The sequence below is a fragment of the Chryseobacterium cucumeris genome (assembly GCF_016775705.1).
Taxonomy (GTDB): Bacteria; Bacteroidota; Bacteroidia; order Flavobacteriales; family Weeksellaceae; genus Chryseobacterium; species Chryseobacterium cupriresistens.
Genome location: NZ_CP068760.1, coordinates 1,095,828 through 1,121,477 on the forward strand (window position 1 = coordinate 1,095,828; position 25,650 = coordinate 1,121,477).

Below are 25,650 nucleotides of genomic sequence, written 5' to 3' on the forward strand. Positions count from 1 at the left end.
AAGATTTATAAAGGTTTGTTGATAAGGTCTAAAAATTCTCCTGACATATTCTGGGCTTTCAGGACAAATTTATCAATTCTTGTCAGTAGAATATTATAACAGAAGTTGGCGGGAATCGCTACAGCCAAACCTACAGCGGTCTGCCCTAAAGCGGTATAAATACCTTCTGAAAGTGTTTTCGGAGAGAATGATCCTGTTGCGTGAGATAGATTAAAGAAAGCAATAATCATCCCGATTACTGTTCCGAGAAGTCCCAGCATTGGTGCGATACTCGGTACGACAGCCAAAAGGTTCAGGTTTTTTTCCATATTGGCAACCTCTACCTGCGCCTGTGATTCCATAGCACTTACAATATCAGAAACGGGACGTCCTAATCTTGAAATTCCTTTTTCTAAAATTCTTCCTTCCGGAGAGTTCTGGGTTTTGCAGTAATCTGCTGCTGCCTCTATTTTTCCGGCCTTGATGAAGTCTTCGATATTGTTCATGAAGTTGGAATCTGTTTTTGATGTCAGCCTTTTGATAAAGAAAAACCTTTCAAAAAACAGGTATAGAGAAAACACTCCCAATAGTAATACAGTGACCATCACTATTTTAGCGAAAGCTCCTCCATGGAACATAATTTTCCAGAATGAGAACTCCAAGTTGTCTGCAGCAACTGCAGGGGTATTGATTTGTGCGAATAAAATCTGAGAAAGTTCCGTTAACAGCATTAAATGTAAATTTTATTAAATTTCAACGACAAATGTAGGAGAATATTATGAATTGAACTCTTAAAAATTGCTTAAAAACAACTTAAAATTTGTTACAGTTTTACAAACAGCAAATTTCTTTCCAAAAATAATTTGAAAAGAAATGTACAGTTAAAAAGGCAGAAGCTCGTTAGTCTTCTTCTACCTCAATATCATCTTGTTTAAATTCGCATTTTAATCTAAAAGGGATCGGTGTATCTGATCCGGTATAGAAATCATCAATAGTTCCTTTCCAGATAACCTGAAGCTCTCCTTCTTCGTTTTTTTCAAAAAGAAGCTCATTATCATAGATATAGGCATCTTCGTCATCAAAAAGGTCTACTTCTGTATAGGTTTCTTCATCAGAGTCATTGATGATGATGGTCTTCCCTTCTATTTCCGCCGATTCGATAGGAAAATCAAAAACTTCAAGTGAAAGCTGCGGAAAGTTGTACTGTAATGAATCATCGTCCACGTGATCCAAACTGTCATCCGTAATCACTTCAACCTCTAAAAAATGTTGCTGGTTGCTGTAAACGGCCTTACAATAAGTATTTCTGATATTGTATTTTAGCGTTTCGTCCGGATGGTAAATTTTTAAAATCCCTTTCATTTTTTCTTAAAAAAGAACTGTAATAATATGATTGTTAAACGTTTTAGACAAAGATAAAAAATTGATTCAAAGTTAAAAGGATTTTGAAAATAATTTTTTAAAATCAATGCATTCAATAAGCATGAATATCCCAATAATACTTACTTTTGTTTTCATAAAGATTGTGAGATGAAAAACATTTTATCAAAAAGTATTCTGGGATTAGGGTTGATGATTGGTCTTGCTTCCTGCAAAAAATCGGATTCTCCCCTTACAAAAGTGACACCCAGCAACCTGGATTCTATCGCTTCGAACTATTATGAGCAATATCTTAAGTTATATCCTTTAGATGCTACAGCACAGGGAGATACAAGATATAACGACCAGCTTCCGATTAATATTGATAAAGATTTTATCTCAGGAGAAGTAACATTCTACAATTCTGTACAGAAACAGCTGGAACATGTAGATTACAAAAGTCTTTCTGATGAGGATAAAGTGGTATATGATGTATTGGATTATACTTTAAAAGATAAAATTGAGGGCTATGCCTATCATCCGGAATATATTCCTTTCACTCAGTTTGGAGGGCTGCCGCTTACTTTTCCATTGTATGGAAGCGGACAGGGCAATCAGCCTTTTAAAACAGAAAAAGACTACAGCGACTGGCTGAAAAGAATGGAAAAATTTCCGGAGTGGATGAATGCAGCTGCGGACAACTTCCGTGAGGGAATCAACAATAAAATAGTGCTTCCTAAAAAACTGGTTGTCAAAATGATTCCTCAGATGAGAGCAGAGGAAATCACTACTTCCGATATGGAAAAGAATATTTTCTACGGACCTATTAAAAATTTCCCTAAAAACTTTACAGAGGCTCAGAAAGAAAAATTCTCAGCACTTTACAAAGATGCTATTACAAAAAAAATCATCCCGGCTTATACTAAAATGGGAACATTTTTAGAAAAAGAATACCTGCCAAAAGCAAGAGATACAGACGGATACAACAGCCTTCCTAACGGCAATGAAATCTACAACTATTATGTAAAAAGCTGGACTACCACAAAGAAATCACCTGAAGAGATCAATAAGATCGGGCTTCAACAGGTTGCAATGCTTCGCGCAGAAATGGAGAAAGTAAAACATCAGGTAGGCTTTACCGGATCTCTGGAAGAATTTATCACTTTTGTTAAGACGGATCCAAAGGCAATGACTTTTAAAACATCTAAGGAAGTTTTAAATGCATTCAACGGGATCTTAACGAAAATTACACCGAAGCTGAAAACAATGTTTAATGTAACGCCAAAAACAAAGTTTGAGATCAGACAGACGGAGAAATTCAGGGAAGCAAGTGCCAGCGCAGAATATATGCCGGGAACTCCGGATGGAAAAAGAGCAGGTATATTTTATGTTCCGCTTCCTGATCCTACCAAATTTAATGTTACTTCGGGAATGGAATCTCTTTTCCTTCATGAGGCGATTCCGGGGCATCACTATCAGGTTTCTCTTCAACAGGAAAATACAAGGCTTCCTAAATTCATGAGATTCGGATGGTTGGGAGCATATGGTGAAGGATGGGCTCATTATTGTGAAACATTAGGCCCTGAATTCGGTTTATATACTGATCCTTACCAGAAAATGGGATATTTAAGCGATCAGATGCTGAGAGCGGTAAGACTTGTAGTAGATACGGGACTTCATACCGGAAAAATGTCAAGAGAAGAAGCGATCAGATATTTCTTAAGCAACATTTCTTATGATGAAGCATCGGCCACTGCAGAAGTAGAAAGATATATGGCGATGCCGGGTCAGGCCTTAGGCTACAAAATAGGGTCTTTAAGAATCCGTGAGCTGAGAGAAAAATATCAGAAAGAACTGGGAAACAAATTCAATCTGGCAAGCTTCCATGATGAAGTTTTAAGCCAGGGATGTCTTCCGCTGGACGTTCTGAACAGAAAAATGGAGCTTTGGGCTCAAAAACAAAAATAGTTTCATATGAAACTATTTTTGTTTTTTTCAGGTATTTTATTGATGGCTTTGAGTTGTCAAAAAGAGCAGAATTTTGGAAATTTTACTGTTGATAGTAGCTTACCTAACCATGATAGTATTCTAGTTCTCTCAAAATATCCGGAACTGAAGCTTTATAATAGTGAAGTTGTTGAAAGCAAAACAAGAACAGCACATATTGTTCAAACTGCAAGTTATTCGGATGGCTTTCGTAAGGGAACGTTTTTATTCAATGATTATAAATGTAAAGCTCAATACCTGAATGACTCTCTTACTATCAAATTGAATAACAATAATGGATATTTTGGAAATGGTATTTTGATTAAAGTTTTTAATAATCAATTTTACATCAGAGATATTGATCCTAAAACCTTAAAAAAGGAAGAAAAATTCATAAAATCTGAAGTTTACAGTCAAAAATTAGTTCTTAACAGCCATAAATTCGCCACAAATGACAGCATATATGGTTTTATAGATTACAAATGCAATATTGACAGTTTGGTTGACAAACACTTTAAAGGATATTTTAAAACTATAATACAATAATAACTGGTATGATCACAGAAAGTCTAAGATCTCTTTACAACAGAGATTTAAATAAGTTAAAAACGGAACTGGAAGCCTATCAAAGCGAAGAAAATCTTTGGAAAACGGATAAAAACATTGCCAACTCTGCGGGTAACCTTGCCCTTCATCTGGTCGGAAATCTTAATCATTTTATCGGAACACACCTTGGAAACACAGGATACGTAAGACAGCGTGACCTTGAATTTTCGTCAAAGGATATTCCCAAAGCGGAACTTATTGAAAAGGTGAAAGCCACTGCGGCAATGATAGATTCGGTACTTTCCCAATTGTCCGATGAAGACCTGAAAAAAGAATATCCATTGGTTGTTTTTGAAAGTGCCATGACAACCGATTATTTTCTGATCCATCTGCTTGCTCATCTGGACTATCATCTGGGGCAGGTTAATTATCACAGAAGGCTGTTGGACATTTAATCTGATTTATTTATTTTTATTAAAACTAATTTATCCTGAAAACCCAATCATTATGAAGAAAATATTTGTTTTATCTTCAAATCCTGAAAAATTTTCTGGTGCCTTAGAACATTATACAGAGAGAAATTTTACACCTGAATTTATTGTCACAGATGAACATTTAAGTTTCACAGAAGGAATACAAAAGGTAATAAAAGAAAGTGATGATGAAGACTATATCATTATTTCAACCTCTCAACATCGGTTTTGTCCTAGTTTTTCACAAGATCATCTTGAAAAATGTATTGAAAAGGTAAAAAGACTTGACGGTAATTTATTGCTTGGAGGTCTCCTAAGCTTTGAAAAAGTGATCGAAGTTTCTGATCATATATTCTGGGTTGATGGTTTCAAGGGATCACAGTTCATGATTATTTTCAAAAAAACATATTCTCTTTTCTTGCAAAGGAATTTCAATACTAAGCTGCCTCTTGATGTTTTTTTATCATCACATCTGGAAGACGTCTTTGTAATACATCCATTCATTTCTCAGTTTGAAGATGACGGAAACCTTCAATCATTCGAAAACACCACTGATTTTCAATATATATATGACAATCCGGAAGTTTTTCTTGATGAACTTTCCCAAATAAAAAAATACTACAGCTATGAGCCATAATAACTTTTCAGAAATTATGATCCCCACTTACATTATCAATCTGAAACATAGAGAAGACAGAAGGGAAAGTGTGTTAAAAGAGTTTGAAGGCAGACCGGAATTTGGCTGCCAAATTGTAGAGGCATGTATGCATGAGAAAGGGAATGTAGGCCTCTGGGAAAGCATAAAAAAAACGGTATCTCTTGCTATTGAAAACGAAGATGATGTGATTATCATTGTAGAAGATGACCATGTTTTTACGGAACATTATGAAAGAGATGCGTTTATAAATAATATTATACAATCTAATGAGCAGGGTGCTGATATTCTGGCCGGAGGCATTGGAGGAGGCTTTAGATTTGTTGTTCCTATTACAGAAAACAGGTTTTGGATCAATCATTTCTGGTGTACCCAGTTTATGGTGGTATACAGTCGTTTTTTTGATCATATACTCAATGCAGACTTTGGCCCGGAAGACACTGCAGATAACTTTTTATCACAACTGTCAGCTCATAAAATGGTATTATATCCTTTTGTCTCCGTTCAGAAAGATTTCGGATATTCTGATATTACTGCAGAGAATAATATTAATGGAAATATTGAACATTATTTTAAAACAGCAGATCTTGCCCTTGGTATCTATCAAAAAAAGTACAAACAATTGGTTTTAAATAATAAAAAAGAGAGAACAATATAAGGTTCTCTCTTTTTCTTTTCATAAAATGATTAGCAACAGATCACTCCTGAAGGTCCACAATAAGCCTCCATACTCCCATGGACTAGACACATCACTGCCTGGCAGTTACATGATGTTGGGCCCGATCCTGCTTTAATAACTCTCATTTCCTTTCTGCTCATGTTATTCTTTATAACATTCATGCTCATTTTTTGTAATTTTTTCATGCTATTATTTTTTAATTAGTAGTACAGTAATTACCAATAAATTCTAGTGGGGCTTACATTATACCTGTTGGGGATTTTTGCAGGTACTTTTTCGGGGTTGTATACTTTTTTAAGCCAAAACATATGAAACATAATTGCCTCATATTTGTTTTTATAAATAACTTTTCCATTATCAAATTTTACTCTCCCCGTATAGCCCTCCATAAGAATAAAATCAAAATGAGTTCTGAGAATTCCTTCTCTTTCAGCATTTTTCATGATATGGGTAAAACTTTCAATTTCTGTTTCAATTTCGAAAATAGGAATACCTTCTGCTAGATCGTCCCAAACAAAATTACATTCATCAAAACAGAAGTGATCCGGCATAGAAAATACCTTTTTATAGTCTTTACTTCTTTTAAAGAATGTATTCATCAGTTCATTATTCCTGTACAGACCAAAGCATCCGGTGGTATAATCATCTCTTACACTGATATAATCATAGCTATCGAGAAATTCATTGGTAAAAAAAGCTCTTATATCTCCGTAAATAAGATCGAGATCACAGTGCCCCCAGAAATCATATCCTTCTATAAGTTCCGGAAACATAAAAGCATACGCAGGCTTAAAATCACACAGCTTATAAGGATAATCTATGTTGATTGGAAACCCAAGTTTATCAGATGTATCGCAGATGATATCTTTCAGATTTTTATGGACTATTTTTACATTTGAGGGTAAGTTTTTTACCTCCTCTGTATTATCAGTTATAATCACAAAATCTACACTTGGATTAAAAGCACAAGAATGCAGATAATAGGGCATATACCATGGATATTTACCATACCAGCATGTAATTAAAACTAAACTTGGTGTATTCATAGGTTAAAAAAATTCTGTAATTGCAGAATTGCAATTACAGAAAAAATATAAGTTATTTTTGATTGATTAGCAGCATTTTGCTGGCCATCCACCGCCACATATAGCTCTCATACCATTCATATAGCAGTACTGTGAGTTACAGTTACAAGTTCCTGGCTCACCTCCTGAACCCGCTTTAATAACTCTCATTTCGTTTCTGCTCATTTCGTTTTTCATAGCATTTAAGCTCAGCTTTTGTAATTTTTTCATAGAAATTTGTTTTAATTTGTTTGCCTACTCTTTAGATTTTCGGCTTCCTCTTTGTATAATTATTATAATAATTTTCTTCTTTTATCTGTATTCAACCTCCAATTCCTTTACAGAATCATGCTGTTCATTCCATTCGTCCTCAATAAGATCCGGCATAAATACTTCTATATACTTTTTATTAAGTCTTACAGGATATGCATAGTCGTTGATAAAGTAATGTGGTGTGAAAAACAGGTTATTCTGTAAATTTTCATAAGAAACAGAAACCAGTTTATTCAGTAGAAAGGTTCTGTTATCAAGAGTTGTACTATATTTTTTCAACCATTTCTCTGCCTGTCTGTGACTATACCAGTCATGAAGAGCTTCAATAAATTTGCCTTCGCCTTTTGTTTGATAAATGTTCAGGAGCTGGATCAACATCTCTTCTACTTCAGCAGTTACGACTCCTGTCATATTAAATCTGATTTTGATGTTGACCTGATTTTTATATTGGTTGTAAATTCTCTGCAAGAAATCATGCGCTTCTCTACAGTATCCGCACAAAGGGCTTGTAATAAAAGTAATTGTAACAGGAGCATTTGGATTTCCCAGCAGGATTGGCTCAGCTTTTAAAACAAGGGGTTCTGTGCTTGTAAGAATATTTTTAAAGTAAGGATAATGCCTTATATATCTTGAGTCAAACTCCGCATCCTTTTTCAGCACTGCATAGGTTATCAAAGCTTTTTTAATAAAAATATAGGTTCCGGAAAAAGCGATCACTACTGATGACAAAAGCAAAACTGTTAGGAGGTCAAGATGTACATTATTCAGTATCTCCGTCATGTTAAATGACAAATAGATAAGCTGTGCATAGATTACTCCTATAATACTCAAACATATTGGACACCACTTCTTTTCTACTTTCATCTGAAAATAAACAGAATATAATGTAAATGGTATACATCCCAGCAGTGAAAAACCAATTAAAAAATAATAATTATTGATAAGCTCCTTATTAAAAACAAGCAGTGAAAAAAGCTGAATCCCAAAAAGAAAAACACTTAGATCACTCAATTTGAACCCTGCAATTTTTCCTTTTTCAGAGTTGATAATCTGGCTGCAGCTTGACTTCTCATTTCCATCACAAAACTGCGCAGAAAAACCAGACTCCAGCCCCAGCTCTGTTTTTATAGCTTCAAAGGCTAAAAGCAACCCCACCATTGTAATCGCACCGAAACCACTTATAAACCAGCCTCCGATAAAATACAACACTACAAATACTGCACAAAAGATGAATGCTGGCAGGAGTTTATTGTAAAAGACATTAGACGGTTTTGTGATTTCTCCGTTATTTTCAGCGGCCAGTACCGCACCAGTCCACAAACTCTCCATTTCAGGAATGGAGATAGTCTTCTGCACACCCTCATGATCTGTATATAAAACCGATTGCTCCTTTTTTTCAATATATGATAAAATCAAATGCCCGTTTCCTATATCTAATATGGTTAGAAATGTTTCCGGTAAATGATCAAAATCCTGAAAATCAATCGTAAAGGCACCATTTGGAATACCAAAAAAACCAAGAGCATCACTAAAAGCCAGAAGACTAGGTGTCTCCGGATGCGATTCTACCTGATAGATGTAATCATTCTTATCAATTTTTACATCAATCGATTTCAGATATAAAAAAACAGCGTTAATTTCTTTTCTTAATTCCATGGTTATAGTTGAATTGTTGATACTATCTTTCGATGGTATTATCGTTTTCCCGGTGATATTTTTTTATTGATTCGGCCTGTTGATTCATCTTATTCATGATTTCCAGACTTTTACTAACATCTGCCATACTTTGCATCAAAACAGGCAAGGGATCATTTATGAAGTTTTCTTTATTTTTAATGTAGGCTTCTTTTGACATCAAACTCTCATCCATTACTGATTCTGTTTGCAATGTAGACCGGACATTTTTTTTACTGCCTTTCAATTTCCATTGATATTCATTATTAGCATCTTTCAGCTCTATAATCAACCCTGGAAGCCCCATAAAAACATAAGGACCATCAAAAACCGGAATATCCTGAGTAAACCATGCTATCCAATGTCTTCCTCCATAATTGGCTTCTGCTTTTTGTACTTGAAAAGTCCCGGTATTTTTTTTTTCCGGTAAAAGCTTCCAATGAAGATCAGGATATTCTTTATAGGAAATAACACCTATAAATAAATCATCTTTCAGAATAACTGATGAATTACCAAGATCTTTTATTACCTTAAAATTCATTGTTCCTAACGATAAAACTGGGGATTGTGTTGTGAAAAGAGAATCAGATTCCCACTTTTCTTTTCGAATGAATACAGACCTTTTATCAAGACTGTCCAGATAGAATATGTCGGTCTTTATCGTCTTATTTTTGGTAGAGGGTTTATAGGTAAGTTCATAATAAAACCGATGAACCTGCCCTTTACAGGCACAGGAATATAAAACTATAAAAAAAACGAAAAGGTTAATTTTTTTCATTTTGATTTTCATGGTACTGAGCCAAATATATCTCTTTTTATGGAAATACAATACTTCTGTAACAATTTACAGTAAAGAAAATTACGAAAAAGAAAACTATTGTCTCTAAATGATATTATAAATCAAGCAGATAAAGTTTTCTTTATGAAATAAAAGAATTATCGTGAAATTTTACAAATATCCTTTATTGGTGAAAAAAAAATTTAGAATTTAAATTATGAGATAAAAAAAAACACTATAAAATAGTGCTCTTCTTGTTCTATTTGTAACTGAAAATAGTTCTTAAAATCCTAAATAATGTTAAATTCTATTTTTCAAATAACATTTTTGTAATAAAATCTTTCTCTCCTTTTCCTCTTGCCGGAGAATATTCTCTTCCGTAGAAAATAATCTGAAGGTGAAGTTTATTCCATACTTCTTCAGGGAATAATTCCTTGGCATCGCGCTCTGTTTCCACCACGTTTTTTCCAGAGGTAAGTTTCCACTGTGTCATCAGACGATGAATGTGGGTATCTACCGGAAAAGCGGGAAATCCGAAACCCTGGCTCATCACCACTGAAGCAGTTTTATGCCCTACGCCCGGAAGGGCTTCCAATTCTTCATAAGTTTGCGGAACGATACCATTATGACGTTCCAGCAGAAGTTCTGCCATTCTTTTAAGGTTTTTGGCTTTGGTATTGGAAAGTCCGATTTCTTTGATGAGTTCTTTGATTTCAAATTCTTCCAGCCTGGCCATTCTTTGTGGAGTTCCTGCCACGGCAAAAAGATCAGGCGTAACCTGGTTAACTTTTCTATCTGTGGTCTGCGCGGAAAGTGCTACGGCCACCATTAATGTATACGGATCGGTGTGATCTAACGGAATAGGTGTAGTCGGATATAATTTATCCAGTTCTATCTGAATGAGCTCAGCTCTTTGTTTTTTTGTCATGTAACCCTTAAATTTGAACAAAATTAAATCATTATGCTGAAAGTTGGAGATAAATTACCTGAATTTGAAGGATTCAATCAAGATGGAGAAACGGTAACCTCATCAAAGTTAATAGGAAAAAAACTGGTTGTTTTCTTCTATCCGCAAGCGAATACACCAACCTGTACAGTGGAAGCCTGCAATCTGAGTGATAATTATTCCAAGCTTGAAAAAGCAGGGTATCAGTTACTGGGAGTAAGTGGTGACAGTGTAAAGAAACAGAAGAACTTTCACAGTAAATTCGCATTTCCTTATGATCTTATTGCTGATGAAAACCGAGATATCATTGAAAAATTCGGGGTCTGGCAGGAGAAAAAAACGTTTGGAAAAACGTATATGGGAATTGTAAGAACGACTTTTATTTTCGATGAAAATGGTGTCTGTACAAGAGTGATTGAAAAAGTAACGTCAAAGACTGCTGCTGAGCAGATTCTGGAAGGATAATTTTTTTTGAAACACAAATATCACAAATGCTTTCACAAATAACACGATTTACGATCTATACGTTATTTGTGAAAGCATTTTTAGAAGTTTTATTCGGTTTCGTAATAGTTGAGTTCTTCGGTTTCGCCTGGAAGTATGACGTGTTTTTTAAACCTCAACCCTAATTTTTCGATCAGTTTTTGGGAAGAAATATTATCCTTTGAAATAATGGCTGATATTTTTGTTAATCCGAAATCATCCATTCCAATAGACTTCACTTTCTGAGCTGCTTCGTAGGCATATCCCCTACCTTCGAACTCTTCCAGCAGAGAATATCCTATATCCACGATATCAAGACCTTCTCTTTCAAAGATTCCTACTGCCCCTACTTTTTCATTGCCTTCTTTGGTTATTAAAAGATAGTTTCCAAATCCAAGTCTTTCAATCTGGGGAGCAAATCTGTTGAGAATATAATTTTCGGCATCTTCAACAGAATTAACGTTGCGGTTGCCGATATGTTGAATGAATTTTGGCCTGTTATAAAGGTCAAAGACAAAATCTTTATCTTCACGGGACATGGGACGAAGGATTAATCGCTCAGTCTCATAGATATTATCTGCGTTTGGGTGTTTTTTTAGACTCATCTTTCTTGGGTTCTTCTTTTTTTTCGATTTTCAACAGTCTCGGGTTATTAGCACATTTTTTATTGTAAAGCTCAATATACGTTCCATTATCTTTTACATTGCTTATGGCACCGGTTGATTTATTTACCGTTACTGTATAATGTGTTTTCTGATAGGGGCATTCTTTCGAAGTGAGTTTTCCAAGATCCAGATAATAATTCGATTGATCTTCATGGTAATTGCCTGCAAGATCCTTGAATTCCTCATCCACCATATATCCTTCAGCAGCTAATACAACCGCAGCCTCCTGAGCATTATCAATTCTGTCAACAAATTTCTTCAATCCCTCTACATCCGTTACATAATTTACTTTACCTCCTTCTGAGTAAGCAATATAATAAAAGCTGTCTTCACTAGGGAAAAGATTGAATCCTGAGAACTGAGGAGTGTAATTTACCTTACCCGAAGTCTTTATTTCTTCACCTTTACCGTAGCTGTTGTATATCAGCACCCACGAGTCTACTCTGCTTCCTGGGTTGATCTGCTGCAAAACAGAAGGTATATTTGAAAACTTTTTCTTCTCCTGAGAATATCCTAAGATTCCCAGAAGTAAAAATGTAAGAATTGTAAATCGGGTTGCAGTGTTACTCATAATTTAAAAATCAGCAGAAATATACCAAATATTACATGAACTTCTCGCCTTTCTTAAAGTTTTTCAGATCAAGAACATAGTCTTTAATGAGCTGGTCATTATCACGCGGACAGATCAGAAGTGCCTTATCTGTATCTACAACAATATAGTTTTCAAGACCATCAATGATTACGGCCTTGTTATTATTCTTTAAACGGATGATATTTCCTTTTGAATTATAAGCAAGTAAATGTTTCAGTTTTACCGCGTTTCCGTCTTTATCTTTTTCTGTATTTTCATATACAGAAGTCCATGTTCCAAGATCGCTCCATCCCAAATCTGATGGAATCACATAAACATTCTTTGCTTTTTCTAAAATTCCGTTATCAATAGAAATCTTCTGAACCTTCGGATAAATGGTTTCAATACAGCTATTTTCTTTTTCTGAGTTGTACTCACAAGCCATAAAATGCTGCATCATTTCTGGAAGATAAAGATCAAAGGCATGATGGATACTTTTCACATTCCATACAAAAATTCCTGCATTCCAAAGGAAATCACCGCTTTCCAGAAAGCTTTGGGCAATTTCAAGGATAGGCTTTTCTGTGAATGTTTTCACTTTAAAATATTCCGAACCCTTTTTTTCTACAAACTGAATATATCCGTATCCGGTATCAGGCCTTGTAGGGGTAATCCCTAATGTTACCAGATAATCATTTTTTGAAGCCAGCTCAAATGCCAGCTCCACTTTCTCCAAAAATACATCTTCTTTAAGGATCAGATGATCTGCCGGCAATACAATCATCGTTGCATCCGGATTAATCTCAGCAATTTTGTTGGCCATATACAGATTACAAGCGGCTGTATTCTTCATCAAGGGCTCGCCCACAATATTCTCTTCAGGAATTTCCGGAAGCTGCTGATGGGAAACAGGAACATACTCTTTATTCGTAATTACGAATATCTGCTCTTTAGGAATTACCTTGCTGATTCTGTCATAGGTCTGCTGAATCATAGTGCGCCCGGTTCCTAAAATATCCTGAAACTGTTTTGGAAATTTTTGCGTACTCATCGGCCAGAACCGGCTCCCGATTCCTCCCGCCATTATAACGCAATATCTATCTGATTTTAACATTATTAGCTACATTTTTCTACCCTCGCTAAAGGCTTGAAAGAATACTTCCTTCCAGTAGCCAGGTTCTTACAAAGATAGTTTTTTTTAACCAGACCTTCTAATAAATACTTTTCGTTGCGATAGATAAAGAATTCTCCCTTTTTAAGCTCCTCGATAAAATGAAGACTATCATCCTGTTTCTCAGTATGAAAATATCTTACCAGATCAGGGCTTGCCATGAAATTGGCTTTAGGCGATTTTGAAAATTTTATAATGATAGGTTTGAGCTCTTCATCATATATTTCAAGGCTTTCCAGAAGCATATTTCTAAAAGTTTCTTTCCATTCGTTGCCGTGGGGCGAAATTCTCCGTCCATATTTTTCGAAAGCAATCAGATGTGCGAGCTCGTGAGTAAGCACAAAGAAAAAAAGTTGTGGGGTAAGGGTTGAATTTACCGTAATTTCATGCGAATTGTCCGGAAGTTTTCTGTAATCTCCCAGTTTTGAATTTCTGTTTCTTGTAACTTTTATATGTATATAGTAATCTGCAAACCAGATTCTTAAATATTTAAGTGTATTTTGAGGTAAGTATTTTTCTAATGATTGAATTGGCATTTTACAAACTTAATGGAATTCCTGCATAGAAATTCAATAGTTTAAGACTAAAAAGATAATTATATTTTGCCTGCGCTACTGATCCCTGTGCATTTGCATAATTATTTCTCGCCACATTGACGTCGTAGATGGTGGTTCTTCCGGCAGCATAACTTTTATCGGCAAAATCAAGAGCCAGTTTTGAGCTTTTTTCAGCTTCCACTGCAGCCAGATAGGTTTCATAATTGGCATCAGCATCAAACTGAGCTTTCTGAACATTTTGTCTTACCGTCTGTTTCTGTTGTTCTAGTGTATTTCTGGCTATACTCTCATTGACCTTAGACTGTTCTACCTGAAGTTTTGTTTTTCCTTTATTGAAGATAGGAATATTCAATGATAATCCAACATTTTGCCCGAACTGATCTTTATATTGTTCAAAAAAAGTTCCCTGCACAGTACCTGGCATAGGATCAAACTGCCTGTTATAGAAAGTGTTAAGACCCGCACTTGCCGTTAACGTTGGCCAGAATGCTGTTTTGGTTACTTCAGTTTGTGCTTCGGCAGATCTTATCCTGCTTTCGGCTGCTTTGATCTGAGGTTGTATCTCATACGCCGTTGTAAGCACTTCATCCACAGTATTAAGCTGTAAATCAAGTTTTTCCGGAACGTTTACATCTTCCACATCGAAACCTTTGTAATCTGAAAGCTGTAATAGCTGAGCGATGGCAAATAAAGCACGTCCAACATTTACTTCTGCCGTTTTAAGGTTTTGTTTCTCTCTTGCCAGCGCAGCTTCAGCCTCAGCTAGAACCGTCTGGGCAGTTGTCCCAACCTGGGTTGTGATCTTAGCTCTGTCAAACTGTTTCTGGGCATTATCCACAGCACTCTGAGAGATTTTAACAATCTCCTTATTCAACAAGGCTGTCAGATATTGTTGAGCAATCTGAAGAGAGATATCATTTTTAATGGTTTCAATGTCATATTGGCTTGCTTCTACATCAAACTGGGCTTTTCGTACATTTTTCTCTAATCTTCCATTATTATAGAGCAAAATATCGGCTCCCAGACCAACACTGTTATTGAATCTATCGTTTCTAAAACTTCCCGCTCCTAATGACCCTTGCCCGAAACTCACCCCATTCGTCATACTCCCCGATACAGATGGTAAATATTCTTTTTGGGCTGCTTTAAGATTATATTCCTGGTTTTGTTTGTTATACTCATTTTGGATAACCTGAAGATTATGCTCCACTGCATAGCTTACACATTCTTTTAAGGACCATTTCTTCTGAGCGCTTAAACCCAGATAACCTAATCCAAAAACGATGATCCAAACTTTTTTCATATGTATATGTTTATTTGTTTTTAATGGTCATATGGAACCGTGTCATCTTCATCAGTACTGTTATCTGTGAATCACAGCGATTTCATATTAAGATTTTTCAATATTAGACGAATTAAATATAAAAAAGTTACAGATTGAAAAATTATATTTTATTTTAAAAAAACTTTTGGGAATTTTGCACCATGACAAATGAACAATATCAGGAAGCTATCGACTGGCTTTTCGTACAGATGCCCAACTATCAGATAGATGGACAGAAGGCTTATAAACCTGGACTTGATAATATAACAAAGCTTTGTGCTTTTTTTGGAAATCCTCAGGATAAAATAAAGTGTATTCATATTGGCGGCACCAATGGAAAAGGTTCTTCAAGCAATATGCTGGCATCTGTTCTTCAGGAAGCCGGTTATAAAACAGGATTATACAATTCTCCACACCTTATAGACTTCACAGAGCGCATAAAGGTGAATGGAAAAAACTGTAATAAAGAATTTGTCTTTGATTTTATTCAAAAACTGAAAACGATTCCGGAAGACATCCGTCCCTCTTTCTTCGAGTTTACGACCATCATGGCTTTTGAATATTTTTATCAGCAGCAGGTAGATTTTGCCATTATTGAAGTTGGATTGGGAGGAAGACTGGATTCAACAAATATTATCAAACCGTTGATTTCGGCTATTACTAATGTTCAGCTGGATCATCAGAATATTCTTGGAGATACCATCGAAGAAATTGCATCAGAGAAGGCTGGAATTATTAAACAACATATCCCGATTATTTCCGGTGACGAAAATGAAGTTGTCAAAAATATCATTAAAAAGAAAGCTACGAAAGAAAATGCTGCTTTGATAGATGCCACTCTTATCAATACAGATCTGGAATCTGATCTGAAAGGGAATTACCAGAAGAAAAATGTCAGAGTCGTTCTGGCCGCTGTAGAAGAATTAAGGAAACTTAAAGTAAATATTTCTGATGAAGCATTGGAAAAAGGACTTCTCCATGTTCACCAGAATACAGGATTTATTGGCCGTTGGTTTGAATTTTCACAACATCCGCTTACGATTTGTGATACGGGACACAATCAGGCAGGTTTGGAGTATGTTTTTTCACAATTAAATTCAATTGACAGGCACAAGCATATTATTTTGGGGTTTGTGAACGACAAAAAAATAGATGATGTGATGAAATTACTTCCCGAAAATTCTGAGTTCTATTTTGCAAAACCATCCATCAACAGGGGAAGACACCCGGAAGATTATGAAAATCTGCTTCAGGAGGCGAAAATTTTTTATAAAATTTTTGATTCTGTACAGGAAGCGTATCTCTCTGCAAAAGAACGATGTACAAATGAAGAAATGATTTTTATCGGCGGAAGCAACTTTGTAGTGGGAGATTTTTTGGAAAAAAATTTGGAGATTAAAGAATAAGTCGTATATTTGCACCACTCTAAACAAGAGAACAAGTCTAGAGGGTTCTTAGCTCAGTTGGTTCAGAGCATCTGGTTTACACCCAGAGGGTCGGGGGTTCGAATCCCTCAGGACCCACAGAAAAGGAAACGAAACCTTTCAAAAAAATTCGGGTTCTTAGCTCAGTTGGTTCAGAGCATCTGGTTTACACCCAGAGGGTCGGGGGTTCGAATCCCTCAGGACCCACAAAAAATCTCTCAGATTTCTGGGAGATTTTTTTATTTTACCCCTAAGCAATTTATAAAGCTTCTCCTCCACTTTTCCTTATATTTATCTACCTTTGCCTACATCGAATAGCCGAACTTGAAGCAGCTCCACATCATATCATTCAATTATCCCTACCCTCCTTCCTATGGTGGAATCATTGATGTATATTATAAAATCAAGGCCATATCTGATATGGGAATAAAAATTCATCTTCACTGTTTCATAGATCAGATCCCTTCAACCATTGACAGAGAAATTAAAGAGATTACAGAAAATGTATTTTTTTACAAAAAGAAGAAGAATCCTCTGCTTTATTTTTCATCAACGCCTTTCGCTGCTGCGATCAGAAAATCTGAAGAACTTATTAAAAATCTGGACAGGAATAAAGCTCCCATCTTGTTTGAGGGTTTACAAACCACGCAAATTATACGGTTTTTGAGAGAGAATGACCACAAACTCTACCTCCGTTATCACAATAACGAAAAGGAGTACTATAAAGGTCTTTCCGGATCGGAGAACAACCTATTCAAAAAGATCATCTACTCCATTGAATCTTTAAAATATACAGGATATCAGAAAAAACTTTTAAAGAAATTTGACGCTGTATTCTGTCTGTCTGAGAAAGAATATCATGAAGTTGAATCCTATTCAAAGAATGCACACCTGATTCATATCTTTCACGGTAATGAATCGGTAAAGGAATTGGATCAAAAAGGAAAGTATTTTCTATTTCATGGAGATCTCACCACTGCAGACAATAAAAGAGCATTAAATGAGACTATCGGTTTATTTAAAACGCTTCCACAATATAAATTGATTGTTGCCTCCGATCGTGCCAGTGAAGATATTAAAAACAAAATCTCAGCCGTTGAAAATATCAGCCTTACTCCTATTCAAACCAGAGAGAACCTTTACCGTCTTCTGGAAGGTGCTCATGCCAATATTTTAATTTCTTACCAAAATTCAGGAACAAAAGTGAAGCTTTTCAATACGCTTTACAACAGCCGTTTCGTGATTATTAACGGGAATATTACAGATGATCCGGTTTTAACAAATTTATGCCTGTATAGCGATGATATGAGCCAAATCCGTCAGCAGATTATCATCTCGGCTGAAAAAGACTATGATGACAATGAAAAAAGAAAGAATATTTTAGAAGCAAGTCACTCTGACAAAGCTAAAGCAGAAGAAATAGTAAAGCTAATTTTTAAAAATTAACCCTGTCCACCACTTTCTGGATATTAAATTCTTCAAGACAGGCCCAGTCACCTCTGTAACATTCCTTATCTCCAAAGACAGAACATGGTCTGCAGCTCAGGTCTTTTACCTGAACAACATCTTCCTCACTTTGTCCAAATCCCAGAAATCCTGCATAAGGATGAGTAGCTCCCCAGATAGAAATACATCGGGTTCCCACAAGACTTGCGAGGTGCATATTGGCAGAATCCATAGATATCATCAGTTCCAGTCCGGCAATATAATTGAGCTCTTCCGTAAGATTTAATTTTCCGGCAAGATTTTCTGTATTAGGAATCTCTGCTTCCCATTTTTCTAGAGTTTCCGTTTCTTTTTTACCTCCTCCAAAGAAATACACCGTATGTTTCTGAGCAAGAATTCTTACCAGTTCATACGATTTCGCCAAAGGAAGCATTTTCCCTTTATGCTGGGCAAAAGGGGCAAAACCAATCCCGGATTTTTGCGCCGAAACCGGTCTTAATTGATGAGAGAGTTCAACTTTGAAGCCCATTTCACGGAAAACATCTGCATAACGTTCCACTGTTTTTTTCAGCTGTACCTTTTCCAGATTCCAGATATCTGTAAGATGTTCTTTTTCTTCCTTGCCTTTATCAATTTTAAAGACCTTGAGCCCTTTCCTCCTGTATATTCTGTCTAAAACCTTGGTTCGGATTACATCATGGAGATTGGCAATACAATCCGGATTAAATTCACGGATCAGTTCGTTACTCAGTTTTCTCAATCCGAAAAGACCTTTGTAATCATCCAGGTCAATCCCTTTAAAAGTTACATTGGAAATTCCAGTAAACAACGCCTCAAAATTTTTCCTGGAGACCATAATAATTTCCACACCGGGGTTCTGCTCCAGAAATTCTCTGAAAACAGGTACGGTCATCGCAACATCTCCGAATGCGGAAAAACGATATGCTAAAATTCTGGTCACGGTTATGATTTCAGTTGGTAAGCAACTGCATAAAACTTGATCTGCTTTGTCATCGCCATAAGTCCGTTGGCTCTGGAAGGTGAAAGAAACTCCTGTAGTCCTATTTCTCCGATAAAATCAAAATCAGAATCCAGGATTTCCTGAGTGGAATGTCCACTGTAAATACTTACTAAAAGAGAAACGATCCCTTTTGGTAGAATACCATCAGAATCTGCATTAAAGAAAAGTTTCCCGTCTTTAAATTCAGCATCAATCCAAACTTTGCTCTGGCAGCCTTTAATCAGATTTTCTTCTGTTTTCTTATCTTCAGCCAAGCCTTTCAGTTCTTTTCCAAGATCAATGATGTACTCATACTTTTGCTCCCAATCTTCAAGAAAAGCGAATTCATCTATTATTTCCTGCTGTTTTTCTTTAATGGTCATTTTAAATCAAATTTCTTTTGCAAAGATAACCAATTTTGTAAAAATTATTTACAGGATGCTTTTTCAAAAAGTTGGAGGATTTTTGTCTCTTCATTCTCCCAGCAAAATACATCTGCTGCCTTATTTAATTCGCTCTGATAATAATGTCTTCCTCTCTGAAGAACAAGATTGATTGCTTTTTCAATGGTTTCAGGCTGATGATCCGGAATAACTTCTCCTACATTAAATTGATTTTTTATCCTTTGCATTTCCGGAAAATTAATCATCACAAGCGGTACTCTCGATTGGATATAGTCACAAACCTTATTAGGAAGTGAATAATAGTAGCTTACTCCATTATTTTCTTCGAGACTGAATCCTGCATCAGCGGTTTTTGTTATTTCCCTGAGATTTTCCGGTTTCAGCTTACCCAGAAAAAAGACTTTATCCTGAAGTTTCTCCTGAATAACAAGTTCTTCGTATTCTTTTTTCTTCGGGCCGTCACCTGCAATTTTCAGAACAGCATCTTTAATATGATGCATGGCCACAATCATTTTTTCAATTCCCCTCGACTGATTAATCGCTCCCTGATACAGAATGATCTTTGGATGATTTTCAGGAATTTCCGGTGCTGAAAGAATTTTTCTCGGAATATTTCTAACCACTACCGGATTGACATTATACTGTTCATGAAACCATTCGGCATAGCTTTCACTTTCTGTCATCATCAGTTCCATATGGGGAACCAGCTTTCTTTCCAGCACTCTCCAGAATTTCTGAGAAAACCTGTTTTGAACCGATGGCATTTCCGTGAAAATTTCATGGCTGTCAAACACCAAAGGGATGTTCAGTTTTCTGGCAATGAGATAATTTGGCAGAAGTGCATCAATATCATTGGCATGGAGAATCGTATCTTTGTCCGCTTTTTTCTTCAGTTCTTTGTATAATTTCCAGTTGAATTCAAAATAAGCGGTCTTCAGGCTTTTAGACTTCAATCCTATTCTGGAAAAGGGATAAGGACGTTCCATTTTTTCATTTCCTTCCCAATCGTTACCAATCAGATCTATGGAATACCCGTTATCAAAAAGGGTTTTGCATACCTTCTCTATCCGTTGGTCAGTATACAGATTACTAAAAGCAGAAGTAATAATTTTTTTCCTCATCAATCTTTCTTGTCTAGTATTAAATAATAGATTTGAATGAAACAAATAAGCCCGTTTGGTATGATAACCGGCCAAAGCATTCCATTAAAGATACCATAAATGACAAAACAAATACAGCCAATCATGTTAACCACTCTGATTTTTTTTACATCTTTCAGTATGAAACTCAATACGATAAAAAGAGAAGCAGAATAGCCAATGTAAGTGGTAAGTTCAGGATTCATGGGGAAAATTTAAGGTTACAAACTTAATCATTTTCAATAAGATAATAAATTTTTTTCTGCCATAAAGTCATTAATTGATTTTTGGTAAAATATTTGTAATTTAGATAATGAATAAAAGGTAATGTTGCCTTTGTTCTAATGAGATATATTATGGATTATAAGTTTTCACAAGGTTTGAGCCAGGTGTTCAAACAAAGCAAAAGCGAAGCTAAAAGGCTGAAAAGTGAATTTCTTAATACAGAACATCTACTTTTAGGTATTATAAAAACGGAAAACTCTGCAAAAGAAATCCTTCAAAACCTTAATGCGGATTTAACACAAATCAGAAGAAAAATTGAAACTTTAAATACAGCAAGTCTTAATCCTATTTCTGAGGAGGTTACCAATATTTCTTTCACTAAGATGGCAGATCATGCGATCAAACGTGCAGAGTTAGAATGCCGACAGTATAAAAGCAATGAAATTAATACCGTTCACCTGCTTTTAGGTATTCTTTATAAATATGAGGACCCTACTTCAAATATTCTGGGAGCTTATGACATCGACTACGAAGGAGTTTCAAGAGAGTACCAGACTATGCTTAAAAATTCAGGCCAGTCTCCACAGATGAGTGCTTACGATGATGATGATGAGAGAGAGGAATTTGAGCAAATGAGAAAACCTACAGGAAATCTAGGTTCTGCAAAAAGTAAAACCCCTACATTGGACAACTTTGGTAGAGACCTTACTTCTTTGGCCAGAGACGGAAAACTGGACCCTGTGATCGGTCGTGAAAAAGAAATTGAGAGAGTTTCTCAGATCTTATCGCGTAGAAAGAAGAACAACCCGCTTCTTATCGGGGAGCCTGGAGTTGGTAAATCTGCGATCGCTGAAGGTTTAGCATTAAGAATTCAACAGAAAAAAGTGTCGAGAGTTCTTTACGGAAAACGTGTGATCACTTTAGACCTGGCAAGTTTAGTTGCCGGAACTAAGTACCGTGGTCAGTTTGAGGAAAGAATGAAGGCCATCATGACGGAACTGGAGAAAAACAGGGATGTCATCTTATTTATTGATGAGCTTCATACGATTGTAGGAGCTGGAAGTTCCACAGGAAGTTTAGATGCTTCCAATATGTTCAAACCGGCTTTGGCAAGAGGTGAAATTCAATGCATCGGGGCAACTACCCTGGATGAATACCGTCAGTATATTGAAAAAGACGGAGCTTTAGAAAGAAGATTCCAGAAAGTAATGGTGGAACCTACTTCTATTGATGAAACCATTCAGATTCTGAACCAGATCAAAGATAAGTATGAAGAGCATCACAATGTCATTTATACACCTGAAGCGATTGCGGCGTGTGTCAATTTGACATCAAGATATATAACAGACCGTTTCTTACCGGACAAAGCAATTGACGCAATGGACGAAGCCGGATCCCGTGTTTATATCAAAAACATGAAAGTTCCTACTGAAATTATTGATTTTGAAAAGAAAATCGAAGATATCAAAGAACTGAAACAGAAAGCGGTAAAAGCTCAGGACTATCTTGAAGCAAGAAAACTGAAAGATGAAGAGGAACGTCTTCAGATGGAACTGAATTCAGCTCAGGAAAAATGGGATAAGGATGTAAAAGAGAAAAAAGAAACCGTAACAGAAGAAAATGTAGCGGAAGTGGTTTCTATGATGAGCGGAGTTCCTGTAACGAAAGTTGGTAAGAACGAGCTTGACAAACTTGCCCAAATGGATGAGAAACTGAACGGAAAAGTAATCGGTCAGGAAGATGCTGTGAAGAAAGTTGTTAAAGCTATTCAAAGAAACAGAGCTGGTCTTAAAGATCCTAACCGCCCCATCGGTACCTTTATTTTCCTTGGAACAACCGGGGTTGGTAAAACCGAATTGGCAAAAGTAATGGCAAGAGAGCTTTTTGAATCCGATGAATCTCTGATCAGAATCGACATGAGCGAATACATGGAGAAATTTGCGGTGTCAAGATTAGTAGGTGCGCCTCCGGGATACGTAGGATACGAAGAAGGAGGTCAGCTGACAGAAGCGGTAAGAAGAAAGCCTTACGCAGTGGTTCTTTTGGATGAGATTGAAAAAGCTCACCCGGATGTATTCAATATCCTGCTACAGATTTTGGATGAAGGACACGTTACAGACAGCTTGGGAAGAAAAATTGATTTTAGAAATACCATCATTATTCTGACTTCAAACATCGGAACAAGAGATCTTAAAGACTTTGGAGACGGTGTAGGATTCGGAACTTCTGCGAAGAAAACCACTTCAGACTCAAGAGCGAGAAGTACCATTGAAAATGCCCTTAAAAAAGCATTTGCACCGGAATTCTTAAACAGAATTGATGATATTGTGATCTTCAACTCTCTTGTACAGGATGATATCAAGAAAATCATTGATATTGAACTGAATAAGCTTTATGGCAGACTTGAAAAATTAGGATATAAAGTGGATCTTACTGAAGAAGCAAAAGACTTTATTTCTGAAAAAGGATGGGATAAAGATTTCGGAGCAAGACCACTGAAACGTGCAATTCAGAAATATATTGAGGACTTATTGGCAGAAATGCTGGTAAACAAGCAATTGAGCGAAGGAGAAACCGTAATTCTTGATCTTAATGAAGCAAAAGACGGACTGATCGGGAAAACACAGAAAGCTAAGAAATCGGCTGAAAAGTCTTCTCAATCTTAATTAAATAAATAATTTAATTTCAAATAGAAAATCCCCGGGAAGTTTCCCGGGGATTTTTGTTTTGTAAGCTTTGGCTGAAGCCGGATGAATTTTGTTTTCTGACTAAACGGGTTAAAGCCCGTTCCTCTTGATAAATGAACCTTTAAAGCCCCACCACAAAACCAATAGTCGGGATCAGACCGCTGGAAAATACACTGGAATTCTGTTTCCAAAGCACATTGTACATTAACCCCAGCTGCATGAAGGAATTATTCCCGATCCGCTGCATATATCCTCCTCCAAGGTACAATGCATTTTCTTCCGTATTGTATTTATAATCGTAGTATTTATCCTTGTAATCAACAAAATAATGCTGATAGTTGGCTCCCACGTAAAATGATCTGGCAAAATAATAATTGACAAAAGGACCTACTCCAAACATAGTAGATTTATAGTAATCAGAAGTCTGCCACGAAACACTTCCTACCACACCGCCTTCAAAATCATCTGTAAACCTGTAACCTACTCTTGGTGAAGCCGACAGATTAAAGGCACTGTTGCTTCCAAATCCTAATCCAATACCTCCTCCGAAAGTCCATTTGCTGTTTTCCTGTACCGGTGCACCTACTGAAATTTGGGAAAATGCTGATCCTGAGCTTATCAGCATCATAGAAATAATAAACTTTTTCATATATACTATTTTTGTTTTTAAAGTTATGTTCTCCTCTGTTTCCGTCTGCAGAGAGACTGATAAAAGGTAATCAATATGCTATCGTTTTTATCAATGTTTAAAATTATGGTTTTTTTACGAATTTTTTAATTGTATTTTTGCCGCATCAAACTAAGAACTCCCGTTAAGAGTTTCGTAAAATTGAATACAATGAAAGTAGTAGTAGGCCTCTCTGGAGGTGTAGATTCTAGTGTTACAGCATATTTGCTGCAGCAGCAAGGCCATGACGTAGTGGCTTTATTTATGAGAAACTGGAACGATGCTTCCGTAACATTAGAAGATGAATGTCCCTGGATTGAGGACAGTAATGATGCTCTGATGGTAGCACAAAAACTTGGAATTCCTTTCCAGGTGATAGACATGAGTGAACTTTACAAGGAGCGTATCGTTGACTATATGTTTGCCGAATATGAAAAAGGCAGAACTCCCAACCCTGATGTATTGTGTAACAGAGAAGTAAAATTCGATGTGTTTATGAAGACCGCAATGTCTTTGGGCGCCGATAAGGTAGCAACAGGACATTATGCAAGGGTAAATTCTACTTTTGATGAAAACGGAAAAGAAATTTTCCATCTTCTGGCCGGAAAAGACAACAATAAGGATCAGTCTTACTTTCTTTGCCAGCTAAGCCAGGATCAGCTTTCAAAAGCGTTATTCCCAATTGGAGAACTTACAAAGCCTCAGGTAAGAGAAATTGCAAAAGAAATCGGACTGGTAACGGCAGATAAAAAAGATTCTCAGGGATTATGTTTTATCGGAAAAGTAAGTCTTCCCCAGTTTTTACAACAGCAATTGAAACCAAATGAAGGGGAAATCGTAGAAATTTTCAAGGATTCTCCTCTATTTTCGGAAGAAAAACCTGAATTCTCATCCAAAGAAGAAGAACTTGAATTTTTATCAAGAAAAATCCATTATAAAAAATCTGACGGAAAAGTAATCGGGAAACATCAGGGTGCCCAGTTTTTCACGATCGGACAAAGTAAAGGCCTTGGTATAGGCGGACACAAAGAAAGCTGTTTTATCATCTCCAGAGATATGGAAAATAACATCCTTTTCGTAGGAGAAGGAAGCCATTTCCCGGGTCTTCATAAAAAAGCTTTGAAAATAGACAATTCTGAACTGCACTGGGTTCGTGAGGATTTGAGACTTCAGAACGGAGGATCTATGGAAGTAATGGCCAGATTCAGATACAGACAGCCTTTGCAGAAAGCAACCCTGTATCAGTTTGAAAATGCTTTTTATATTGAATTTGATGAACTTCAGTCTGCTATTGCTGAAGGACAGTTTGCTTCATGGTATATTGATGAGGAGCTGATCGGCAGTGGTGTGATTTCGTAAGAGTTTCGGGTACGGGATTCGGGTGATTGAGATTGTTTTTTTTAAGAAAATATTTTTTTGAAATTTTTCTGTAACGTTTTTTAAGTTATCATACTTACGGAGTAAATAACAATAAA

27 protein-coding genes and 2 tRNA genes are annotated in these 25,650 nt (G+C 36.2%); 12 read left to right on the forward strand and 17 right to left on the reverse strand.

The window, feature by feature from the left end:
- Positions 1-5: 5 nt before the first annotated feature.
- Positions 6-710, reverse strand: coding sequence for a MotA/TolQ/ExbB proton channel family protein (locus JNG87_RS04870; RefSeq protein WP_202842082.1), 705 nt, complete (start codon positions 708-710; stop codon positions 6-8).
- Positions 711-879: 169 nt separating this feature from the next.
- Positions 880-1,341 carry a hypothetical protein gene (locus JNG87_RS04875; protein ID WP_110009008.1) on the reverse strand — a complete coding sequence of 154 codons (462 nt, stop codon included), beginning with the start codon at positions 1,339-1,341 and terminating at the stop codon, positions 880-882.
- Between the two features lie 168 nt (positions 1,342-1,509).
- Here JNG87_RS04875 and JNG87_RS04880 point away from each other — a divergent pair, with 168 nt between their 5' ends.
- From JNG87_RS04880 to JNG87_RS04900, 5 genes are read left to right on the forward strand one after another with little or no spacing between them, the layout of a single operon-like run.
- Positions 1,510-3,306, forward strand: a complete 1,797-nt coding sequence (locus tag JNG87_RS04880) for a DUF885 domain-containing protein (RefSeq protein WP_202842084.1) — start codon at positions 1,510-1,512, stop codon at positions 3,304-3,306.
- A 6-nt stretch (positions 3,307-3,312) separates the two neighbouring features.
- A complete protein-coding gene (locus tag JNG87_RS04885) occupies positions 3,313-3,870 on the forward strand; it encodes a hypothetical protein (protein ID WP_146207829.1) in 558 nt (185 codons plus the stop codon).
- An 8-nt stretch (positions 3,871-3,878) separates the two neighbouring features.
- Positions 3,879-4,325, forward strand: a complete 447-nt coding sequence (locus JNG87_RS04890; protein ID WP_110009005.1) for a DinB family protein — start codon at positions 3,879-3,881, stop codon at positions 4,323-4,325.
- Positions 4,326-4,377: 52 nt separating this feature from the next.
- On the forward strand, positions 4,378-4,980 hold the full coding sequence (locus JNG87_RS04895; RefSeq protein WP_202842086.1) for a hypothetical protein: 603 nt from the start codon (positions 4,378-4,380) through the stop codon (positions 4,978-4,980).
- Positions 4,970-5,656, forward strand: a complete 687-nt coding sequence (locus JNG87_RS04900; protein WP_202842088.1) for a glycosyl transferase — start codon at positions 4,970-4,972, stop codon at positions 5,654-5,656. Before JNG87_RS04895 ends, JNG87_RS04900 begins: the two co-directional genes overlap by 11 nt.
- Positions 5,657-5,892: 236 nt before the next feature.
- Here the strand turns inward: JNG87_RS04900 and JNG87_RS04905 are convergent, their stop codons facing one another.
- The 5 genes from JNG87_RS04905 to JNG87_RS04925 form a co-directional block, all read right to left on the reverse strand.
- Positions 5,893-6,723, reverse strand: coding sequence for a DUF6625 family protein (locus JNG87_RS04905; RefSeq protein WP_202842090.1), 831 nt, complete (start codon positions 6,721-6,723; stop codon positions 5,893-5,895).
- 66 nt (positions 6,724-6,789) lie between these two features.
- Complete coding sequence (locus JNG87_RS04910; RefSeq protein ID WP_110009001.1) at positions 6,790-6,972, reverse strand: TIGR04149 family rSAM-modified RiPP; 183 nt, start codon at positions 6,970-6,972, stop codon at positions 6,790-6,792.
- Between the two features lie 81 nt (positions 6,973-7,053).
- Positions 7,054-8,670, reverse strand: coding sequence for a vitamin K epoxide reductase family protein (locus JNG87_RS04915; RefSeq protein ID WP_202842092.1), 1,617 nt, complete (start codon positions 8,668-8,670; stop codon positions 7,054-7,056).
- Between the two features lie 22 nt (positions 8,671-8,692).
- On the reverse strand, positions 8,693-9,466 hold the full coding sequence (locus JNG87_RS04920; protein ID WP_202842094.1) for a GLPGLI family protein: 774 nt from the start codon (positions 9,464-9,466) through the stop codon (positions 8,693-8,695).
- A gap of 307 nt (positions 9,467-9,773) precedes the next feature.
- Complete coding sequence (locus JNG87_RS04925; RefSeq protein WP_202842096.1) at positions 9,774-10,394, reverse strand: endonuclease III domain-containing protein; 621 nt, start codon at positions 10,392-10,394, stop codon at positions 9,774-9,776.
- A gap of 33 nt (positions 10,395-10,427) precedes the next feature.
- On the opposite strand from JNG87_RS04925, the gene bcp reads away from it, so the two are divergent.
- Positions 10,428-10,877, forward strand: coding sequence for a thioredoxin-dependent thiol peroxidase (bcp, locus tag JNG87_RS04930; protein WP_137904532.1), 450 nt, complete (start codon positions 10,428-10,430; stop codon positions 10,875-10,877).
- Positions 10,878-10,966: 89 nt separating this feature from the next.
- On the opposite strand, the gene JNG87_RS04935 is transcribed toward bcp, so the two are convergent.
- From JNG87_RS04935 to JNG87_RS04955, 5 genes are read right to left on the reverse strand one after another with little or no spacing between them, the layout of a single operon-like run.
- Positions 10,967-11,500, reverse strand: a complete 534-nt coding sequence (locus JNG87_RS04935; RefSeq protein WP_110008996.1) for a GNAT family N-acetyltransferase — start codon at positions 11,498-11,500, stop codon at positions 10,967-10,969.
- A complete protein-coding gene (locus JNG87_RS04940) occupies positions 11,469-12,131 on the reverse strand; it encodes a hypothetical protein (protein WP_202842099.1) in 663 nt (220 codons plus the stop codon). The genes JNG87_RS04935 and JNG87_RS04940 overlap by 32 nt, the downstream gene beginning before the upstream one ends.
- A 31-nt stretch (positions 12,132-12,162) precedes the next feature.
- Entirely contained in the window at positions 12,163-13,245 is a 1,083-nt protein-coding gene (locus JNG87_RS04945; protein ID WP_238349672.1) for a mannose-1-phosphate guanylyltransferase, read from the reverse strand.
- 2 nt (positions 13,246-13,247) lie between these two features.
- Positions 13,248-13,838 (reverse strand): SprT-like domain-containing protein, encoded by a 591-nt coding sequence (locus JNG87_RS04950; protein WP_202842101.1) that lies wholly within the window; start codon positions 13,836-13,838, stop codon positions 13,248-13,250.
- A gap of 1 nt (position 13,839) precedes the next feature.
- Complete coding sequence (locus tag JNG87_RS04955) at positions 13,840-15,162, reverse strand: TolC family protein (RefSeq protein ID WP_202842102.1); 1,323 nt, start codon at positions 15,160-15,162, stop codon at positions 13,840-13,842.
- Positions 15,163-15,344: 182 nt separating this feature from the next.
- On the opposite strand from JNG87_RS04955, the gene JNG87_RS04960 reads away from it, so the two are divergent.
- The 4 genes from JNG87_RS04960 (at position 15,345) to JNG87_RS04975 (ending at position 18,053) form a co-directional block, all read left to right on the forward strand.
- Positions 15,345-16,589 carry a bifunctional folylpolyglutamate synthase/dihydrofolate synthase gene (locus JNG87_RS04960; protein WP_202842104.1) on the forward strand — a complete coding sequence of 415 codons (1,245 nt, stop codon included), beginning with the start codon at positions 15,345-15,347 and terminating at the stop codon, positions 16,587-16,589.
- Between the two features lie 42 nt (positions 16,590-16,631).
- Positions 16,632-16,706, forward strand: a tRNA-Val gene (locus JNG87_RS04965).
- Between the two features lie 33 nt (positions 16,707-16,739).
- A tRNA-Val gene (locus JNG87_RS04970) sits at positions 16,740-16,814 on the forward strand.
- Between the two features lie 117 nt (positions 16,815-16,931).
- On the forward strand, positions 16,932-18,053 hold the full coding sequence (locus JNG87_RS04975; protein ID WP_202842106.1) for a glycosyltransferase: 1,122 nt from the start codon (positions 16,932-16,934) through the stop codon (positions 18,051-18,053).
- Here the strand turns inward: JNG87_RS04975 and JNG87_RS04980 are convergent.
- From JNG87_RS04980 to JNG87_RS21645, 4 genes are read right to left on the reverse strand one after another with little or no spacing between them, the layout of a single operon-like run.
- Positions 18,043-18,966 (reverse strand): glycosyltransferase family 9 protein, encoded by a 924-nt coding sequence (locus JNG87_RS04980; RefSeq protein ID WP_202844224.1) that lies wholly within the window; start codon positions 18,964-18,966, stop codon positions 18,043-18,045. The genes JNG87_RS04975 and JNG87_RS04980 overlap by 11 nt on opposite strands.
- Positions 18,967-19,016: 50 nt before the next feature.
- Positions 19,017-19,436, reverse strand: coding sequence for a SufE family protein (locus JNG87_RS04985; protein WP_062672886.1), 420 nt, complete (start codon positions 19,434-19,436; stop codon positions 19,017-19,019).
- Between the two features lie 44 nt (positions 19,437-19,480).
- Positions 19,481-20,578 carry a glycosyltransferase gene (locus JNG87_RS04990; RefSeq protein WP_202842108.1) on the reverse strand — a complete coding sequence of 366 codons (1,098 nt, stop codon included), beginning with the start codon at positions 20,576-20,578 and terminating at the stop codon, positions 19,481-19,483.
- Positions 20,578-20,802 (reverse strand): uroporphyrinogen decarboxylase, encoded by a 225-nt coding sequence (locus tag JNG87_RS21645; RefSeq protein ID WP_110008987.1) that lies wholly within the window; start codon positions 20,800-20,802, stop codon positions 20,578-20,580. The genes JNG87_RS04990 and JNG87_RS21645 overlap by 1 nt, the downstream gene beginning before the upstream one ends.
- Before the next feature lie 150 nt (positions 20,803-20,952).
- On the opposite strand from JNG87_RS21645, the gene JNG87_RS04995 reads away from it, so the two are divergent.
- Positions 20,953-23,487, forward strand: coding sequence for an ATP-dependent Clp protease ATP-binding subunit (locus tag JNG87_RS04995; protein WP_202842110.1), 2,535 nt, complete (start codon positions 20,953-20,955; stop codon positions 23,485-23,487).
- A gap of 142 nt (positions 23,488-23,629) precedes the next feature.
- Here JNG87_RS04995 and JNG87_RS05000 read toward each other — a convergent pair whose 3' ends face one another.
- A complete protein-coding gene (locus JNG87_RS05000; protein ID WP_202842112.1) occupies positions 23,630-24,157 on the reverse strand; it encodes a hypothetical protein in 528 nt (175 codons plus the stop codon).
- 189 nt (positions 24,158-24,346) lie between these two features.
- On the opposite strand from JNG87_RS05000, the gene mnmA reads away from it, so the two are divergent.
- Positions 24,347-25,534 (forward strand): tRNA 2-thiouridine(34) synthase MnmA, encoded by a 1,188-nt coding sequence (gene mnmA, locus JNG87_RS05005; RefSeq protein WP_110008986.1) that lies wholly within the window; start codon positions 24,347-24,349, stop codon positions 25,532-25,534.
- Positions 25,535-25,650: the final 116 nt, after the last annotated feature.

Bases quoted from the DNA above. Each gene is read 5' to 3' on its own strand.
- JNG87_RS04995 (WP_202842110.1), top strand. From the start codon at position 20,953: ATGGATTATAAGTTTTCACAAGGTTTGAGCCAGGTGTTCAAACAAAGC.
- JNG87_RS04990 (WP_202842108.1), bottom strand. From the start codon at position 20,578: ATGAGGAAAAAAATTATTACTTCTGCTTTTAGTAATCTGTATACTGAC.
- JNG87_RS04915 (WP_202842092.1), bottom strand. From the start codon at position 8,670: ATGGAATTAAGAAAAGAAATTAACGCTGTTTTTTTATATCTGAAATCG.
- JNG87_RS04910 (WP_110009001.1), bottom strand. From the start codon at position 6,972: ATGAAAAAATTACAAAAGCTGAGCTTAAATGCTATGAAAAACGAAATG.
- JNG87_RS05000 (WP_202842112.1), bottom strand. From the start codon at position 24,157: ATGAAAAAGTTTATTATTTCTATGATGCTGATAAGCTCAGGATCAGCA.
- JNG87_RS04940 (WP_202842099.1), bottom strand. From the start codon at position 12,131: ATGAGTAACACTGCAACCCGATTTACAATTCTTACATTTTTACTTCTG.
- JNG87_RS04880 (WP_202842084.1), top strand. From the start codon at position 1,510: ATGAAAAACATTTTATCAAAAAGTATTCTGGGATTAGGGTTGATGATT.
- JNG87_RS04935 (WP_110008996.1), bottom strand. From the start codon at position 11,500: ATGAGTCTAAAAAAACACCCAAACGCAGATAATATCTATGAGACTGAG.
- JNG87_RS04985 (WP_062672886.1), bottom strand. From the start codon at position 19,436: ATGACCATTAAAGAAAAACAGCAGGAAATAATAGATGAATTCGCTTTT.
- mnmA (WP_110008986.1), top strand. From the start codon at position 24,347: ATGAAAGTAGTAGTAGGCCTCTCTGGAGGTGTAGATTCTAGTGTTACA.
- JNG87_RS04875 (WP_110009008.1), bottom strand. From the start codon at position 1,341: ATGAAAGGGATTTTAAAAATTTACCATCCGGACGAAACGCTAAAATAC.
- JNG87_RS21645 (WP_110008987.1), bottom strand. From the start codon at position 20,802: ATGAATCCTGAACTTACCACTTACATTGGCTATTCTGCTTCTCTTTTT.
- JNG87_RS04980 (WP_202844224.1), bottom strand. From the start codon at position 18,966: ATGACCGTACCTGTTTTCAGAGAATTTCTGGAGCAGAACCCCGGTGTG.
- JNG87_RS04925 (WP_202842096.1), bottom strand. From the start codon at position 10,394: ATGACAAAAAAACAAAGAGCTGAGCTCATTCAGATAGAACTGGATAAA.
- JNG87_RS04950 (WP_202842101.1), bottom strand. From the start codon at position 13,838: ATGCCAATTCAATCATTAGAAAAATACTTACCTCAAAATACACTTAAA.
- JNG87_RS04920 (WP_202842094.1), bottom strand. From the start codon at position 9,466: ATGAAAAAAATTAACCTTTTCGTTTTTTTTATAGTTTTATATTCCTGT.
- JNG87_RS04945 (WP_238349672.1), bottom strand. From the start codon at position 13,245: ATGTTAAAATCAGATAGATATTGCGTTATAATGGCGGGAGGAATCGGG.
- JNG87_RS04890 (WP_110009005.1), top strand. From the start codon at position 3,879: ATGATCACAGAAAGTCTAAGATCTCTTTACAACAGAGATTTAAATAAG.
- JNG87_RS04900 (WP_202842088.1), top strand. From the start codon at position 4,970: ATGAGCCATAATAACTTTTCAGAAATTATGATCCCCACTTACATTATC.
- JNG87_RS04885 (WP_146207829.1), top strand. From the start codon at position 3,313: ATGAAACTATTTTTGTTTTTTTCAGGTATTTTATTGATGGCTTTGAGT.
- JNG87_RS04955 (WP_202842102.1), bottom strand. From the start codon at position 15,162: ATGAAAAAAGTTTGGATCATCGTTTTTGGATTAGGTTATCTGGGTTTA.
- JNG87_RS04895 (WP_202842086.1), top strand. From the start codon at position 4,378: ATGAAGAAAATATTTGTTTTATCTTCAAATCCTGAAAAATTTTCTGGT.
- bcp (WP_137904532.1), top strand. From the start codon at position 10,428: ATGCTGAAAGTTGGAGATAAATTACCTGAATTTGAAGGATTCAATCAA.
- JNG87_RS04905 (WP_202842090.1), bottom strand. From the start codon at position 6,723: ATGAATACACCAAGTTTAGTTTTAATTACATGCTGGTATGGTAAATAT.
- JNG87_RS04870 (WP_202842082.1), bottom strand. From the start codon at position 710: ATGCTGTTAACGGAACTTTCTCAGATTTTATTCGCACAAATCAATACC.
- JNG87_RS04960 (WP_202842104.1), top strand. From the start codon at position 15,345: ATGACAAATGAACAATATCAGGAAGCTATCGACTGGCTTTTCGTACAG.